Consider the following 16,723-nt stretch of genomic DNA (forward strand, 5'->3'; position numbering starts at 1 on the left):
AAATTGATTATTTTTATATAGAAATAAAAAAATCAGCTCTCCTAATGAGAACTGATTTTTTCACTTTCTTATTCTTGTGAAGAAGAATCGTTAGATGATTCTGTAGAACCATTTGTTGATTTTTCTTCTTTCTTCGGTTCTTCTTTTTTGTCACTAGTTGAACCGCTTGTTGATTTCTCTTCTTTTTGAGACTTGTCTTCTGTTTTATTTTCTGGTTTCGTGCTCGTTGACTTCTCTTCTTTTTGAGATTTGTCGTCAGCTTTTTTACCAGAAGCATTCGTAGCTTTTGCAGCACCTGCATCAGCTTTAATTTCTGTTACTGATTTATTTAAGTAACGTTCAGGATTCACAGCCACATTGTCTTTACGTACTTCAAAGTGAACGTGAGAGCCTGCCTCTTTATTCATTGCACTTAGACCGGATGTTCCTAATACTTCACCTTGTGCAACTCTTGCACCTTTTTCTACTTTCACACTGCCTAAGCTTTGATAAGATACCGCTACACCATTTCCACTATCAACTGTTACAACATAACCAAGAAGTGAATCTTTTTCTGCTTTCGTTACTGTACCACTTAAAGCAGCAGCAACATTGAATTCTTTTCCATTCTTCGCAGCAATGTCAATTCCTTTGTTTGGGGAATATGTGTTGTTATAAAAGACAAGTGCTTTTTCTTGTTCCGCCTCAGTTGCTGCATCTTCATAGAATTTCTTCTGTACGACTACTTCCGCATTCGCGGCAGCTGGCATTTTCACTACTTCTGAAGATTTCGTTACTGGTACTGCTGGATCTTCCGATTGTGTATACGGTGTTGCTTGATCGTGGTTTGGAGTCTTCTTCGGATTAGCTCCTTGGAACCATAGCGCAACCATTAAGATTACCGCTGCACAAGCAATGTATAGTGCCGGAAACACCCATCTTTTTTGAAATAAATGTACTACCTTTTGCGACTTTTTATTATTTCTTCCTCGCATTCCATCATCACCTCAGCAATCATTTTGAACAATATTCACGTATCCTATACAACGTATAACTAATTACTTTTCGACAAAATCTGTAAAAATATGTATAAGAACTGTAAAATTTCCGAGGAAATGATAGAAAAAAGAAAAAACTGAGCGTTTCGGCTCAGTTTTTAGTCTAATTGTTTCTTTTTATATACGATTAAACATACAACGAGCGATATAATAAGCCAAACTGCAACATTTAATATATGCCCACTAATACTACTAAATCCTGCTCCACCTACTACGCTGTTAATCGCTTTTGAAATATGGGATGTTGGAAGATATCCAATCATCGTCTTAATTAATTTATTTTCAACCATTGGCTCAAACTGTACAGCTAAATACATCGTCATTAAAATAGGCATACCAATTAATGATGTTTGTGGTACAGAAGATGCAAGTAATCCGATCATTGTTCCAAGCACGATAAACAGAATAGTTCCGCATAAGAATATCAATCCTACCAATGGAAGATTAATATTTAACTGATCTAAAATGAATAAATTTGCAATACAAATGGCCATCGTCAGACCCGATGTTAATAAACTCTTTCCAAGAAGAACTTCAACAGAAGATGCTGGGGATAACATTAACACACGCAGTGTATGTTTTTCTTTTTCTTCTGCAATTACCATAGATTGAACAAATCCTGCGACAAATAGGAAGGCCATTATAGTAGTAGTGCCTAACATTTCCTTTCCCACTCCAAATCTGCTAAACAAAAATGAAAGTATAATTGGTAAAAATGCCATTAATAATACTTGTGAATTTGTCTTAAAATCTTGGACTTCTTTCCGAAAAATAGCTGAAAATCTTCTCATTGAAAATGTCATTATAATCCCCTCCCAGTAACTTCAATAAAGATATCGCCTAGCGTTGGTTCGTGTGAATGAATAGATAACAGTTCGCCCTTTTTCATCCATTCTGAAATACGTTTTGCGCCTAATTCATCTTTTTGCACTACTTCTTTTTGTTTATCTTTTAATACGACCTCTATTTGATCCTTAGCGTATTGTAAGCGTAGGTTCTCTGGCGTATCAAGCGCTACAATTTCTCCGCCACAAAGGAAGGCAATACGGTTACAAAGCGTTTCTGCTTCATCCATGTTGTGAGTCGTTAAGAAAATGGTCGTTCCTTCTTTATTTAAGTCTTTTAAGATTTTATGAATGTTTTGAACGTTTACTGGATCGAGTGCAGATGTTGGTTCGTCTAAGAAGAGGATATCTGGTTTATGAAGGATTGCTCTTGCTAGTGTGACGCGTTGCTTCATTCCCTTTGATAGTTTCTTTACTGGTGTTTTTTTATCATCTAATAAATTTACTTGTGCTAGTACTTCATCGATTCGTTCTTTTTTACAATCGTATAGGTCACAAAATAATAGTAAGTTATCATAAATGCTAAGTCTTTCATATAAGCCGCTGTTATCTGTTAAAATACCAATTTGTTTGTAATCGATGCTACTTGGTCCTGTAATATCTTTCCCTAATACTCTTACCGTTCCAACACTATGAAGCAATTGAGAAGTTAAAATTTTTACCGTTGTCGTCTTACCAGATCCACTCGGTCCGAGGAATCCGAATATCTCTCCTTGCTTCACCTCAATATTTACATTTCGAAGTGCCGTTTTTCCACTGAAATTTTTCATTACATCTTTCATTTCAATTGCCAATGTCATTTCGTCATCCCCTTTGTTTTTCTTCTTTATAGATGAAAGTCGCTTTAGCGCTTTTCGTTCGTTTGTTTCGCTTTTCTTGACTCAATCATATGAAAAACAAAGGGTTTACACAGTAAAATACCGGTAAAAGGAGTATTTTTACCGGTGAATGAATCGCATGTTGAGCTTATTGGAGCACTTTTTATAGCCCAATCACGCCTTTTAATTCATCCATGCGTCCTTTTGAAAGCGGAATTGAACTTTTTCTTTCGTCATCCAAAATTAAGCTAAAACTATTACGAGTCCAAGTAATCACTTCTCGTACTCTTTGTAAATTTACAAGGTACGAGCGATGACATCTAAAGAAACCAAAACCTGTTAACCTTGCTTCTAGTTCACCTAATGTTAAAGCGCATACGAAATCCCCTTCACGAACGTGAATATGTGTTACTCCGTTTTGCGTTTCAATGAAATGAATTTCCATCGGATCAAGTAAAATGATTTTATCGTTCACTTTCGCTGGTATTCTTTCTAATTTCATTTGCGGGATCATTTGAATGACTTTTTCTTCATCGACTTCTTCCACTTCCTCTTGCTCAATTTCTATCTTTTTCACACCATCGTTGTTTAATATGTATACATCCTCTGTTAACGAGAGGGCATCTGATAGAAATGATGACGTAATAAAGATTGCCTTTCCTTGCTCTTTCATTTTCATGATTGCTTTTCGAATAATGATCGTACTCTCTATATCTACATTTTGCTCCGGTTCTTCCAAAACAACTAAATCCGGATTATGAATCATCACTCGTCCAATATGAAGACGACGCTTCTCTGAAAACGATAGTTTTTCTATTTTAACGTTTAGTTTATCTAGGAGACCAACAGACTGCACAACTTCTTCTATGCTTATCTTTGATTCATAAAGCCCTATTAAAAACTTAAAGTATTCCTTCACCTTCAAACGATCATATGCCTCATCTTTCAAAAAACAAAAGCCGATGCGTGGATAATTTTTCTTTCCAATTGCTCCCCCTTCAAACAGTACATTGCCAGTCGACGCTTCTTCTTCGCCTATAATGATGCGGTGCAACACTTTAGCTGTATGATTATTGCATTGCAAAACAACACATTGTCCTTTCGCGACTTTTAGGTCAATTACCGGTAATTGGTTCGTTTTCCCTAACTGTTTCAACTCCAGTAGCACCATTTCATCTCCCCCAAATGCCTTTTTATCCTATTATATCAAACAGTTAATGGAAAATTATGATATTTTAAACAAAAAAATAAGTGCCAGAGTTCTGACACCTATTTCTTCACCATCAATTTTCCTTCATAATCATTCATCGTCTTTATTTCAACGCCTTTATAGTAATGAGCGACGATATCTGTATATTTCTTTCCTTCCGCTGCCATACCGTTCGCTCCGTATTGACTCATACCAACGCCGTGACCAAAGCCTTTCGTCGTAACGATGATTTTATCTCCTTGTTGTTTCCACGTAAAATCAGAAGAACGTAAATCTAACTTTTCACGAACTTCTTTTCCTGTTAATGTTTTTCCTTGAAAAGCTACATCCTTTACGCGCTTTCCTTCCGTAAGGTCTTTAATATTTCCAACCTTCCCGTCTGCTAGTACTTTCACACCGAGACGTTTTTGAAAATCAGCTACTGTAAATGTTTGCTCGCTCGTAAACTTTGGAGAGGCTTGATCCCACGGACTATCTACACTTTTCAAGTACGGATAATCATTTCCCCAATAGTCAGCTGCATTTTCTGTCCGGCCATTACTCGTTGAGAAGAAGGATGCTGAAATTGGTTTTCCATCATATGTTAAAACTTGTCCTGCTGTTTTCGAAACGGCTTCTTCGATTTTCTTCAAATTATTTTCGTAGTTATTACCCCATTGTTTCTTCAATTCTTCTTTACTTTTGTACACTTGATCTTTCACCGTATCTGTCACGTCCGCATTATTTTTCTTTCCTCCGCTTAGCATACGTTGTACTACAAATGTTCTCGCTGCTAATGCCTGTGCCTTTAGTGCCTCTATTTCAAAACTGGCATTCATCTCAGAAGCTACTACACCGGTCACATACTCCTCCATAGGCAATGATTCTACCTTCTTCTGTTTCTCACGATATACAGCAACTTGAACCGCTGTATCTACTTTTCCTGGAGCTGGTATACTTTCTATCGCTGGAGGAGTTTTAGAGGCCGTTTCTTCCCCTACTTTTGCTTTCGCAAATGGGATAACAAGGGCTGCAGGTACAATGATAACGAGCGCTATTAAGAGCGCTACTGTAATAAAAAGTGGCTTTGAAAATTTCATCCTATTTTCCCCCAATATAAAAGCTTTACTCCATTCATTCTTATGGAACAACTCTTTCTTTTAGAACATACTTAAGGAGGAAGAGCATAAAACGGAAATTTTCTAAATATTTTTACTGGTACGTGCATAAGTATAGAATTTATTGACTATAACAGTAATAACCCAAAAAAAAAATAGCCCCTATGTCAAAAGACATAGAGACTATTTCAATTAAGCGTGAAGATCAGAAACTTCTTGTTCTTTCACTTCTTCTACTTTTTCGTTTACACGTTCAATAGTTGCACCTAATGCAGCTAATTTCTTATGGAAATCTACATAACCACGGTCAAGATGTTTTAACTCAGTTACACGAGTATAACCTTCTGATACTAAACCAGCTAAGATTAATGCAGCTGCAGCACGTAAATCAGTTGCGCCTACTTCAGCACCTTGTAAGCTGTTTGGACCGTTCATAATAACAGAACGACCTTCAATTTTAATATCAGCATTCATACGACGGAATTCTTCAACGTGCATAAAGCGGTTTTCGAATACCGTTTCTGTAATCATGCTTGTTCCATCAGCTTGTAGTAATAATGCCATCATTTGTGATTGCATGTCTGTTGGGAAACCTGGGTGAGGCATAGTTTTAATATCAACCGCTTTTAACTTATCTGGGCCGATAACACGTACACCTTCGTTTTCCTCAATAATTTTAACACCCATTTCTTCCATTTTCGCTGTAATTGAGCGTAAATGTTCAGGTACAGCATTTTCAATTAAGATGTCTCCACCAGTAATTGCTGCTGCAACCATGAATGTTCCCGCTTCAATACGGTCAGGAATAATAGAGTGGTTTGCACCATATAATTTATCAACGCCTTCGATACGAATCGTTCCAGTTCCAGCTCCGCGTACTTTCGCTCCCATTGCATTTAAGAAGTTAGCTAAGTCAACGATTTCTGGTTCTTTCGCTGCGTTTTCAAGAATTGTTGTCCCTTTTGCTAATGTAGCTGCAGACATAATGTTTTCTGTCGCGCCTACGCTTGGGAAGTCTAAGTAGATTTTAGCTCCTTTTAGTTCTCCCTCAACATATGCCTCAACAAAACCGTTACCAACCTGTACTTTTGCTCCCATTGCTTCGAAGCCTTTTAAATGTTGGTCAATTGGACGTGAACCGATTGCACATCCACCAGGAAGTGCAATACGAGCACGACCATTACGTGCTAATAATGGTCCCATTACTTGAACAGATGCACGCATTTTACGTACATATTCAAATGGTGCTTCAATGTTTAGTTCTTTAGAAGAATCGATTGTTACTTGATTATTTTCAAATACGACTTCAGCATTTAAATGACGTAATACCTCATTAATTGTGTATACATCAGACAAAACTGGTACTTCAGATAGTACATTCTTTCCATCACTCGCTAATAGGGCTGCAGCGATTATAGGTAATACAGCATTTTTTGCGCCCTCAACACGCACTGTGCCGTTTAACCGCTTTCCGCCACGGACGATGATCTTTTCCAAATTATTCCCCTCCGTGTCCTTTTTTCAGTATCTATTCACTCAATACTCAGAAGTTATGATCGGTGTGCCAACCACAATTGTATCTTTGTTGTCTGTAGAACGTATTGCTATTTGCACATTTATTTTCTCTCTATTTGTTGAAAGAGCGTCATCCCACTTTTTATTGTATGCGGAGACTGACACAAATGCTCTTTCTTCTACTTGTTCGATCGCTCTTGCTGAAAGATCTTTCAAAACCTGATTGGTTTTATTTTGCAAAACACCTTCAATCTTATCATTCAGTACACCTTGAACACAAGTGTAAATTATAGGTTTTTCACTAAAAATTTTATTCACTTTTTGAACATACTTCGGGTCCCATTTCGCCCCACTTACTTCAAAGATAATGAAAGTGTTTTCTTTAGTATTTTCTTTACTCCAAGTTACTACTACTCGTTCTTCATGAGAAGCAAACTTTTTATAGGATGTAGCTTTATATCCATCTGGAGATTGCTCCACTTCCCACTTTTGAATATTTGCCTTGTCCTTCACATCGTTTAACAACTTTTGAAACGTATGTATATTAGAAATTGTTTTTGTTTCTCTAGCTAACCATGACCATTTTTCTACTTTAGCATCATTTTTCTCTAAAGCCTTAATCATGCTCTCCATTTTCTGTTCATCGCTTATCGGTTTCATCTCTCTATATCCAACCAAAAATAAAACAACACTAAGTGCAACAATAAGAATGGCTTTAAGCTTCAATTTCATCCCCTCCTATCCCCATTGTTAACGGAGATTTGAGGTTCTATACACTTACTTTACTAAATACGTTAAACTCTTCGAATAGCCTAAATAATCAAGGAAAAAGTTACTTACAGATGTCCCAATTGCAATTGTAATTAAGATGAGTAATACTCGCGTCTGCAGCACTTTTCCGGACTTCATTAAACGCTCAATGTGAATGCCTTGCAAAGCCCACCACGTAATGGTAATAAACAATAAATGCGAAACAATGGCAATCAGTGCTTGTTGCCCTAAAAGTTGTGCCAAAAAATCGACCCCTTTTTACTCAGCTACTACTTATGAAAGAATATAAAAACGATACCATAATAAGTAGGAGCCACACTTTTTCAAATGCAAATAGACATCTTACATTTTACATCGTGATTTTCTTTCAAAAAACGTATATCTACATTACAAGTTAACACAAAATAAAAAGCGCAGAGTACTGACTCCACACCTTTTATTTTCACTATTGTACCACGTTCCCTAAGAAGAAGAAATCTTTCATTAATGGAAAATATTCATAAAAGAAATTGTACCCAATCATCGGCATAATCCCTAGTATTACAATCGAAATTGCACAAAGACTCATAACAACCTTTATATTTAACGGTAACCGTATCCTCTCTTCTGTCTCTCTGGTGCGGAAAAACATTTGTTGTAAAATACGGAAATAATATACGAATGAAACAACTGTCGTACCCATCATAATCGAAGCTAGTACGTAATGTGCTGGCTCTACATGAAGCGCGCCTAAAAAGATGTTAATCTTTCCAATGAAGCCAGCCGTCCCTGGTATCCCGGCCAGCGATAAAATAAAGATTGTCATCATGATCGCTGCAAATGGTGATTTCTTATATAATCCGGTGAAAATCGTTATGTTTTCCTTATCGTTTTGTAAGATTAAGCCGTGGATAATGGCAAACGCGCCTATATTCATAAGCATGTATGCCAGCATATAAAACCACATGCTATCCAGCGTAAATGGTGATAATGCCACAAGTGGAACGAGTAAATACCCAGCATGCGCAATACCTGAATAAGCAAATAAACGTTTTATGTTGTATTGTTTTAACGCGACTACATTCCCAACAATCATCGTTATACTTGCTAGCACCGCAATATATATACTCATATGCCCATATAAAGATTGCATATCTCCTTGTATTAATACACTTGCAAAAACCATAAGGAACAAACGAATAATGAGTAGGAACCCAGCAATTTTAGAAATCGTTCCAAGAAAAGCGGTAACAGGTGTAGTCGCTCCTTCATACACATCAGGTGCCCACATATGAAACGGCACTGTGGCAATTTTAAATGAGAGACCAACTAGCAATAAAAGAAATGCAAGAGCTAACAATAACTGAATACCACTAGCGAGCTCCCCAGTGAGTACCTTTTGCATATCTACAATGTTAGTTGAACCTGTAATACCGTATAAATAACTCATTCCGAAGAGCGTGATCGCCGTTCCAATTCCTCCGCTAATGACATATTTCATTGCCGCTTCATTTGATGCACGGTTCTTTTTTCGTATTCCGACTAAAATATAAGAAGAAAGTGAAAGTAACTCTAAACCAACGAAAAGGGTGATAAAGTCAACACTAGAAGCCATGAACATCGCGCCAAGAAGTGCCATTAAAAATAAGTAATAATATTCGCCCTTATCTTCAATTGGATTCTTCTTATCATCGCTCATTGCGATGCATAAAATGAGAGCTGAGGCGCCTAATAACAACGTTTTAAACCCTTTTGAAAATCCATCTAACACAAACGATCCATTTAAAATATCTCCAGCTGGTTCGCTATATAGCGTAATTAATGAAACAATTGCTAATACGATGGCAGCGATCGCACCAAGAGCTACATATCTATGGTTCAGCTTAAAAAACAAATCACATATGGAAAGAAGGATGGCGGCCCCGAGAATAATAAATTCTGGCACCATTAGATGCCACGATAAGCTAAGTAACGTATTCATATCCATCCTACTTCACCCCCAATGTTTTCAATGTATTTTGAAGCGGATCCCCTAGTATCTCTGGCATAACTCCAATTGCAATAATACAAAAGATAAGTAGTAAAACAGGGACGTACTCCCATCCGTGTATATCAGATTTTGCTTCCCATTCTTTCTTTCCAAATGTCACTTGAAGTGTCGCTCTTAATACGTATACAGCGGTTAAAATGATGCCAATCACACCGACTGCAGCAATGACGGGCTCTCCTTGAAATAAACCGAGAAAGGCAAGAAATTCACTAACAAACCCAGACATCCCTGGTAATCCAAGTGATGCCATTCCTCCTGCTAAAAAGAATCCGCTAAGTATCGGTACACTTTTCGCAAGTCCGCCTAGCACCGTAATATCCGAAGTTCCAAATCGTTGTTCTATAACACCTAGTAAGAAGAAGAGCAAGGCTGCAATTAAACCATGTGATACAACTTGGAATAGCGCTCCTTGTGTACCAGGTGCATTAAGTGACGCAAGTCCCATTAATACAATTCCCATATGCGAAATACTAGAGTAAGCGAGTACTTTCCTAAAGTCCGTTTGGATGAGCGCTAAAAAGGCACCGTATAATAAATTAATTACGCCTAATATCGCAATTAGCGTTGCAACATCGTGAAAATATTCCGGGAATAACCCTTTCCCGAAGCGAATAATACCGTACGCTCCAATCTTTAACAAAACACCCGCATGAAGCATAACTACAGCTGGATGCGCTTCTATGTGTACATTGACCATCCAGCGGTGCAACGGAAAAACAGGTAGTTTAATTGCAAAGGCAATCATTATGGCAATAAATACACCAAGCTGCAAGCTACTTGGGATGACGAGTTCTCCCCCTGCGCTTACGCTTCTTAATATCTCTTTCAGCTCCACAATATTTGTTGTACCTGTTTTCGCGAACAAAATTGAGAAAACAATGAGCAAAATAGCTGAGCCAATGCCGTTATATATTAAATAACTATAAGCAGCCTTTTCACTCGACAATTTTCCCCACTTCCCAATTAATAAAAACATTGGTGGCAACGTAATTTCAAAGAAGATAAAAAACAACATTAAATTTTGAGCAGCAAAGACGCCGAGCATCCCTATTTCTAGCATGAGTAACAGCATATAAAATGCTTTTAAATTGCTTTTAATAGAAAAGGCTGCAATTGCTGCAAGCATCGCTAGAAGAGCCGTCAGTACCATCATGATAAGCGACAAACCATCAATACCGAGCTCGTAATAAATAGAAAACCACCTTTTATCCACCGCTGTAAAATCTCCGAACTTAATCCATTTCACCTTTTCATCAAATAGTGACAAGCTCTTTCCAGAAGCATATGTACAAGCGAGGACGATGGCGATTCCAAATGGAAGTGCCGTCCCAAATAAGCCAAGCGCCCGCACTGTACGCAATTCCTTTTTCGGTGTTAATACAAGCAATAAAATTCCTAAAAGCGGGGAAAAAATGAAGAACGTTAACAACAAATCATTCATCGTAAATCCCCTCCCGTATAGAGCAAAATAATGACGAGTACAGCGAGCGAAACAGCCGTTACAGTACCGTACACTTGTACATTCCCGTTTTGAAGCTTCGATCCAAGATTACTTGTTCCTTTAACTACACTTCCAATTAAAACTGCAATTCCTTCGACTACATACACTTCAAATAAGCGAAGCACACGAGCGATTCCTTTCGTAATAGGGATCACCGTCATGTTGTATAGTTCATCCACATAATATTTTTCTTTCAAAAGATTATAAAGCGAGGTTCCCGTACCCCCAGCCCACTCTCTAGAAATTGATTTCTTGCCATATATGAAATATGCAAGAGCGATTCCCGCAAATGAAACGAGCGTCGCAACAATCATAATCCAAACTGGTCCATGCGCTTCTTCAACCTTAAACCCTACATCTTTCGTCAACCAATCTCCGAGAAACGTCCCAAACCATGGTGTATTTATATATCCTGCCACTACTGCGAGAACGCCGAGAACAATCATTGGATACGTCATAACGCGGGGCGACTCATGCACATCTTCCTTCGTCTTCGCTTCCCCAGTAAAGACAAGGAAGTATAGACGAAACATGTAAAATGCCGTTAAGAATGCCGCAATTACTGCTAATACGAATAAAAAGTAATTACCATTCATCCAAGTCGCAGCCAAAATTTCATCTTTACTAAAGAACCCAGAAAGGAGTGGAACCCCACTAATTGCAAGTGTACCTATCAAAAATAGCGTACCAGTTACTTTCATCTTCTTCTGTAAACCGCCCATTTTGTTAATGTTTTGCGTATGCACGGCATGAATTACACTTCCTGCTGCCAAAAATAGTAGTGCTTTAAAAAAAGCATGTGTCGTCAAATGGAATATACCAGCTACATAACCAGCAGAACCTAACGCGAGCATCATATACCCGAGCTGGCTAACTGTAGAATAAGCAAGTACTCTCTTTATATCTGTTTGTACAAGGCCGATAGAGGCCGCAAAGATTGCAGTGAAAGCTCCGACAATTGCCACTGTCTGCATCGCTACCGCACTTGCCGAAAATAATGGAAACATCGTCGCTACTAAATATACGCCCGCTGCAACCATCGTCGCCGCGTGAATAAGTGCCGACACGGGCGTTGGCCCCTCCATTGCATCTGGCAACCACGTGTGAAGCGGGAACTGACCTGATTTCCCCATCGCCCCGATAAAAATTAATATCGCCGTTATTGTAATCATGTAAGGAGGTAGATCCCCTGTATAAATCGCCCTAAATATTGCGTCATATTCAAAACTACCTGCGTACCAAAAAATTAAAATCATCCCGATAAATAAACCAACATCCCCAATACGGGTCATAATAAAAGCCTTTTTTGCAGCAGCCTTCGCTTCTTCTTTAAAGAAATAAAAACCGATAAGTAAAAATGAGCCAAGGCCAACTAATTCCCAAAATATATAAAGCTGTAATAAATTCGTTGATATAACAAGCCCTAACATCGCAAATGTAAAGAGTCCTAAATATGCGTAAAAGGTTGGTAATCGTTCATCACCTTTCATATAACCTTTCGAATACACATGTACAAGCAGACTCACAAGCGTAACGATAAACAACATTAAAGCTCCTAATGCAGTCACTTCAAAGCCAAATGATATATCCACATCTCCAGCTCTAAGCCACACCCACTTATGCTTCACGCTTGCTTCTGAAAATCTTTCTATTAACACAAGTACCGCAAGTATAAAGGAGAGAAAGACGAAAAAAATACTAAGTACACTGCTTCCTTCTCTAATTTTCTTCCCGAATATAATAAGTAACAAAAACGAAACGAGTGGGAAAAGCGGTATGAGCCATGCATAATCGATCATTGTTTCCTTCCCCCTTTTTCGGTCACAATGCTATCCTTTGAGCGTATCCATTTCATCCACCTGAACTGTCGTACGATTACGATATAAAGCAATTAAAATAGCGAGTCCTACCGCCGCTTCCGCTGCCGCTACAGCCATCGTAAACAGTGAGAAAATTTGACCTGTTAAATTCGGAAATAAGCCTAATTTACTAAACGCCACTAAGTTTAAATTGGCAGCATTTAGCATTAATTCGATACAAACTAATACGATTACTGTATTCCGCTTTGTTAAAGCTCCAAATAGGCCGATGCAAAACAAAATAATCGCAAGTGTTAAATATGCAGAAGCCGGAACGCTACTCATTGGAATCCTCCTCTTTCTCGTCCTTTTTCGCAAGTATAATCGCGCCAACGAGTGCTACAAGTAAAATAACTGAAGTTAGTTCAAATGGGATAATATATTTTGAATAGAGAAGCGTACCGATTTGAAGTGTGTTGTTTTCATGGAGAGGTAAACTTCCTTGTGTGCTCTCATTTGCAAAATCAATATTATTAACAGCGAAATACATAACCGCTCCAAATGCTACAACCGCAAAGAAGATAATCCATTTTCGAAGAGTAAGACGCGATTCATTTTCCGCGTTATGTTTCGTTAACATAATGCCGAAAATCATAATAATTGTGATTGCACCAGAGTAAAGTAAAATTTGTGCAACGCCTATAAATTCGGCTGATAAAAGAAAATACAAACCTGCAATGCTGAGAAATGTTAGAACGAGAGCTAGCATCATGTGCATAACTTTCGTTAAGTTCAACATAAGAACACCGCCGATAATTGCAGACAAGGATAGTATAAAGAATGCTACAAACTCGCCATTCATGCCTTATTCTCCTTCCTGACGTTTTCGTCGTTTTCGTCAAGCCACTGCAAATTTTTAAATAAGTCATCACGTGAATATTCCGCGAGCTCAAAGTTATTTGTCATGACAATCGCCTCTGTCGGACAAACTTCTGTACATAAATCACAAAGAATACAAATTTCAAAATTAATATCATACGTGTCGATAATTTTTCCTTTTTTCGTAGGATCCGGATGTTTCTTTCCTGTTAACTGAATACAGTCTGTCGGACAAATGTTAGAGCATTGATTACAAACAATACATTTCTCCGGATAGAATTTTTGAATCCCCCGAAAACGGTCTGGCAACGGCAACGGTTGATTTGGATAATCATACGTTACCTTCTTCTTGCTCAAATTACTTAGTGTATATTTTAATCCTTTAAATAGTCCCTTCATCTCTTACTGGCACCCCCCTCATAGATTAGAAGAATAACTCCTTAATCAATGCCGTTAAGAAAATATTTGCAAGTGCAATCGGCAATAATACTTTCCATCCAAACTCCATTAACTGGTCACCTCTTATACGCGGGAACGTAACGCGGAACCAAATTAATAGAAAGACTACACTGCTAAATTTCAAAGCAAACCATACGGCACCTGGGATAAATCCAAGAAACATGACTGGATTCCATCCGCCTAAAAAGAGCACTGTAATTAACGATGCCATCCCGAAGAAATATACGTACTCTGAAAGCATGAAAAACGCCCAGCGAAAACCTGAGTATTCCGTATGATATCCAGAAACAAGTTCTGACTCCGCTTCTGGCAAATCGAATGGCGTCCGATTTAACTCTGCAACTGCTGCAATTAAGAAAACGACGAAGCCAATTGGCTGCACGAAAATGTACCAAACCTTCTCCTGCGCCGCTACAATCTCATTTAAATTCAGGCTACCAGCCAACAACACGATACCAATTACACTCATTACGAGCGGAATCTCATAAGAAATCATTTGCGCCGCCGCACGCATCCCTCCTAAAAGGGAATATTTATTATTCGATGCCCATCCCCCAGTTACAACACCTATCGTCGTAATACCGGAAACAGCGATATAATAAAGTAGCCCGACTCCAATATCGGCAAATTGAAATTTATCAGTGAACGGTATAACTGCCAGCACCATAAATGCTGGCGCAAATGCAATGACAGGTGCTAATATAAACAGTGGTTTATCTGCTGCTTTCGGAATACTATCTTCTTTCAATAATAGTTTTAGAACATCAGCTACCGTTTGCAGTAAACCGAATCGGCCTCCAACCTGGTTTGGTCCAATCCGCCCTTGCATAAATCCCATCACTTTCCGTTCTGCCAAAATTCCATATGTAACGAAGCCAAGGACTGCAAATAGTAGAAGCACCGCTAATCCGAAAAAAATGAAGAAATTCGTCCAGCTTGAAGGTGATTGTAAGAGCGTCTCAATCATTAGCCATCAACCTCCCCAAGTACAATATCAACTCCACCTAAAATCGTAATTAAATTAGCGATGTTTTCACCTTTCAATAACTTCGGTAAAATTTGCAAGTTATAAAAAGATGGCCTACGAAACTTCAAACGGTACGGCTCTTTCTTTCCGTCACTAGCGATGTAACAACCAATCTCTCCGCGCGGCGATTCAATACGTACAAACGCTTCTCCCTTAGGTGCCTTAATAATTTTCGGTACTTTTGCCAGCACTGCTCCATCTTTTGGGAACTGCTGAACTGCTTGCTCAACAATCTTTAAAGACTCCTCGATTTCTTGCATTCGGCAAACGTAGCGATCCCAAGCATCTCCCACGCTTCCAACAGGAATATCAAAATCAAAACGATCATAAATCGAATACGGCTCGTCTTTGCGAAGATCCCAGTTTACTCCAGTGCACCGCAAATTTGCTCCGCTTAAAGAATACGAGATCGCTTCTTCCGCGCTATATATACCAACGCCTTTCACACGATTTAAGAAAATCTCATTACCGCTAACAAGATCATGATAACCTGCCAATTGCTCTCTCATATACGGAACAAACTCTTCCACCTTTTCAATCCAACCATCTGGCGCATCCCACTTCACACCGCCAACTCTCATATAGTTAAAAGTAAGCCGTGCCCCGCATAATTCATTTAATAAATTTATAATCATCTCTCGTTCACGAAACGCGTACAAAAACGGGCTGACCGCTCCTATATCAAGAAGATTCGTCCCCCACCAAACGAGATGGCTTGCAATTCTCCCTAGCTCCATCGCAAGTACTCGCAAGTATTCGGCACGCTCCGGAATTTCAAGCCCCATCATCGTCTCTACAGCATGGCAAATGACGTAATTATTCGTCATGGCTGATAAATAGTCCATTCGATCTGTATAAGGGATAATTTGCGTATACTGTAAGCTCTCAGCGATTTTTTCTGTCCCGCGATGCAAATACCCAATAACCGGTGTAGCTTCTCTAATAATTTCCCCGTCAATCTTAATTACGAGCCTGAACACACCATGTGTACTCGGATGCTGAGGTCCTACATTCAAAAGCATCTCTTCCGTACGGATCATAGCTACACCTCCACATCATACGGTTCATAGTCTTTTCTAAGCGGATGTCCTACCCAATCATCTGGCATTAAAATACGCGTTAAATTCGGATGCCCTTTAAATACAATGCCGAGCAAATCGTATGCTTCTCGCTCCGGCCAGTCAGCCCCTTTCCAAAGCGCTGTCACAGATTCAACTTGCGGTTCTTCCCGGTCTAGCTTTACCTTCACCGCTACCGATTGTTTCTTACCATATGAAAACAAATGAACATATACTTCCATATGTGTCACAAAATCCGTCGCATGTAGCTCTGACATATAATCAAAAGCAAGTCCTTCATGGAATCGCAGTGACTCCATCACTTCATAATATTTTTCGGGATCCACCACAAGAGTCGGCACATCCTTTGACAGTTTATTAATGTAGGAATCTACTAATGCACCCTCTCCTACCTTCTCCCTAATAGCCTCAACATACTGATTTAAATACGGCTGATTTACGGACGTTTCTTCCCGCTTCGGCTCATCCTCTTTCTTACCTTCAGCTCCCTTTGTCTTCGCTCTTGCAGCCGCTGCTGCTTTCGCTTTTGCTGCTGCAATTGCCTTTGCCTTTTCATCTCCCGAATCCCCATCACCTTGCGAAGCTTTCTGCTTCGCTAATGCTGCCGCTTTTGCCTCGGCTGCTGCCACCGCCTTTGCCTTCGCTTTTTCTTCTTCC

Annotated in this window: 17 protein-coding genes; all 17 read right to left on the bottom strand. The window is 38.9% G+C overall.

Going from position 1 to position 16,723, the window contains the following annotated elements; genetic code table 11:
• Positions 1-68 precede the first annotated feature (68 nt).
• Positions 69-974, bottom strand: a complete 906-nt coding sequence (gene spoIIQ, locus MR160_RS28115) for a stage II sporulation protein SpoIIQ (RefSeq protein WP_001214922.1) — start codon at positions 972-974, stop codon at positions 69-71.
• Positions 975-1,135: 161 nt separating this feature from the next.
• Positions 1,136-1,840, bottom strand: a complete 705-nt coding sequence (locus MR160_RS28120) for an ABC transporter permease (RefSeq protein ID WP_016078200.1) — start codon at positions 1,838-1,840, stop codon at positions 1,136-1,138.
• Positions 1,840-2,682 (bottom strand): ABC transporter ATP-binding protein, encoded by an 843-nt coding sequence (locus tag MR160_RS28125; RefSeq protein WP_242298668.1) that lies wholly within the window; start codon positions 2,680-2,682, stop codon positions 1,840-1,842. Before MR160_RS28125 ends, MR160_RS28120 begins: the two co-directional genes overlap by 1 nt.
• A gap of 181 nt (positions 2,683-2,863) precedes the next feature.
• Positions 2,864-3,871, bottom strand: a complete 1,008-nt coding sequence (locus MR160_RS28130; protein ID WP_081143265.1) for a LytTR family transcriptional regulator DNA-binding domain-containing protein — start codon at positions 3,869-3,871, stop codon at positions 2,864-2,866.
• A gap of 98 nt (positions 3,872-3,969) precedes the next feature.
• Positions 3,970-4,989: a stage II sporulation protein D gene (gene spoIID / locus MR160_RS28135; protein ID WP_000672656.1), complete on the bottom strand. Its 1,020-nt coding sequence runs from the start codon at positions 4,987-4,989 to the stop codon at positions 3,970-3,972.
• 210 nt (positions 4,990-5,199) lie between these two features.
• Positions 5,200-6,504, bottom strand: coding sequence for a UDP-N-acetylglucosamine 1-carboxyvinyltransferase (gene murA, locus MR160_RS28140; RefSeq protein ID WP_000411275.1), 1,305 nt, complete (start codon positions 6,502-6,504; stop codon positions 5,200-5,202).
• A gap of 39 nt (positions 6,505-6,543) precedes the next feature.
• A complete protein-coding gene (locus MR160_RS28145) occupies positions 6,544-7,248 on the bottom strand; it encodes a YwmB family TATA-box binding protein (RefSeq protein WP_000767913.1) in 705 nt (234 codons plus the stop codon).
• A gap of 51 nt (positions 7,249-7,299) precedes the next feature.
• Positions 7,300-7,536, bottom strand: a complete 237-nt coding sequence (locus MR160_RS28150) for a DUF1146 family protein (RefSeq protein ID WP_000057889.1) — start codon at positions 7,534-7,536, stop codon at positions 7,300-7,302.
• 202 nt (positions 7,537-7,738) lie between these two features.
• Complete coding sequence (gene nuoN / locus MR160_RS28155; RefSeq protein ID WP_016078203.1) at positions 7,739-9,253, bottom strand: NADH-quinone oxidoreductase subunit NuoN; 1,515 nt, start codon at positions 9,251-9,253, stop codon at positions 7,739-7,741.
• 7 nt (positions 9,254-9,260) lie between these two features.
• Positions 9,261-10,763, bottom strand: coding sequence for an NADH-quinone oxidoreductase subunit M (locus tag MR160_RS28160; RefSeq protein ID WP_016078204.1), 1,503 nt, complete (start codon positions 10,761-10,763; stop codon positions 9,261-9,263).
• The gene (gene nuoL, locus MR160_RS28165; RefSeq protein ID WP_016078205.1) at positions 10,760-12,622 is read right to left on the bottom strand and encodes an NADH-quinone oxidoreductase subunit L; all 1,863 of its coding nucleotides are present in this window, start codon (positions 12,620-12,622) and stop codon (positions 10,760-10,762) included. The genes MR160_RS28160 and nuoL overlap by 4 nt, the downstream gene beginning before the upstream one ends.
• 30 nt (positions 12,623-12,652) lie before the next feature.
• Positions 12,653-12,967 carry an NADH-quinone oxidoreductase subunit NuoK gene (gene nuoK / locus MR160_RS28170; protein ID WP_000100079.1) on the bottom strand — a complete coding sequence of 105 codons (315 nt, stop codon included), beginning with the start codon at positions 12,965-12,967 and terminating at the stop codon, positions 12,653-12,655.
• Positions 12,960-13,484 (bottom strand): NADH-quinone oxidoreductase subunit J, encoded by a 525-nt coding sequence (locus MR160_RS28175; protein ID WP_001012810.1) that lies wholly within the window; start codon positions 13,482-13,484, stop codon positions 12,960-12,962. Before MR160_RS28175 ends, nuoK begins: the two co-directional genes overlap by 8 nt.
• Positions 13,481-13,900 (bottom strand): NADH-quinone oxidoreductase subunit NuoI, encoded by a 420-nt coding sequence (nuoI, locus tag MR160_RS28180; protein WP_000677191.1) that lies wholly within the window; start codon positions 13,898-13,900, stop codon positions 13,481-13,483. Before nuoI ends, MR160_RS28175 begins: the two co-directional genes overlap by 4 nt.
• Before the next feature lie 25 nt (positions 13,901-13,925).
• Complete coding sequence (nuoH, locus tag MR160_RS28185; RefSeq protein WP_000573426.1) at positions 13,926-14,927, bottom strand: NADH-quinone oxidoreductase subunit NuoH; 1,002 nt, start codon at positions 14,925-14,927, stop codon at positions 13,926-13,928.
• A complete protein-coding gene (nuoD, locus tag MR160_RS28190; protein WP_000621463.1) occupies positions 14,927-16,027 on the bottom strand; it encodes an NADH-quinone oxidoreductase subunit NuoD in 1,101 nt (366 codons plus the stop codon). The genes nuoH and nuoD overlap by 1 nt, the downstream gene beginning before the upstream one ends.
• Positions 16,028-16,029: 2 nt before the next feature.
• The coding region (locus tag MR160_RS28195) for an NADH-quinone oxidoreductase subunit C (protein WP_255805624.1) at positions 16,030-16,723 on the bottom strand (694 nt) is incomplete at its 5' end.

The sequence above is a fragment of the Bacillus cereus group sp. BfR-BA-01382 genome, assembly GCF_022663475.1.
In the GTDB taxonomy this organism is placed as follows: domain Bacteria; phylum Bacillota; class Bacilli; order Bacillales; family Bacillaceae_G; genus Bacillus_A; species Bacillus_A thuringiensis_S.

What these genes read in the sequence shown, in the direction of transcription:
- nuoL (WP_016078205.1), bottom strand. Translation starts at nt 12,622, where the DNA reads ATGATCGATTATGCATGGCTCATACCGCTTTTCCCACTCGTTTCGTTT.
- nuoN (WP_016078203.1), bottom strand. Translation starts at nt 9,253, where the DNA reads ATGAATACGTTACTTAGCTTATCGTGGCATCTAATGGTGCCAGAATTT.
- nuoI (WP_000677191.1), bottom strand. Translation starts at nt 13,900, where the DNA reads ATGAAGGGACTATTTAAAGGATTAAAATATACACTAAGTAATTTGAGC.
- MR160_RS28125 (WP_242298668.1), bottom strand. Translation starts at nt 2,682, where the DNA reads ATGACATTGGCAATTGAAATGAAAGATGTAATGAAAAATTTCAGTGGA.
- MR160_RS28130 (WP_081143265.1), bottom strand. Translation starts at nt 3,871, where the DNA reads ATGGTGCTACTGGAGTTGAAACAGTTAGGGAAAACGAACCAATTACCG.
- MR160_RS28175 (WP_001012810.1), bottom strand. Translation starts at nt 13,484, where the DNA reads ATGAATGGCGAGTTTGTAGCATTCTTTATACTATCCTTGTCTGCAATT.
- spoIID (WP_000672656.1), bottom strand. Translation starts at nt 4,989, where the DNA reads ATGAAATTTTCAAAGCCACTTTTTATTACAGTAGCGCTCTTAATAGCG.
- spoIIQ (WP_001214922.1), bottom strand. Translation starts at nt 974, where the DNA reads ATGCGAGGAAGAAATAATAAAAAGTCGCAAAAGGTAGTACATTTATTT.
- nuoK (WP_000100079.1), bottom strand. Translation starts at nt 12,967, where the DNA reads ATGAGTAGCGTTCCGGCTTCTGCATATTTAACACTTGCGATTATTTTG.
- MR160_RS28120 (WP_016078200.1), bottom strand. Translation starts at nt 1,840, where the DNA reads ATGACATTTTCAATGAGAAGATTTTCAGCTATTTTTCGGAAAGAAGTC.
- MR160_RS28160 (WP_016078204.1), bottom strand. Translation starts at nt 10,763, where the DNA reads ATGAATGATTTGTTGTTAACGTTCTTCATTTTTTCCCCGCTTTTAGGA.
- nuoH (WP_000573426.1), bottom strand. Translation starts at nt 14,927, where the DNA reads ATGATTGAGACGCTCTTACAATCACCTTCAAGCTGGACGAATTTCTTC.
- nuoD (WP_000621463.1), bottom strand. Translation starts at nt 16,027, where the DNA reads ATGATCCGTACGGAAGAGATGCTTTTGAATGTAGGACCTCAGCATCCG.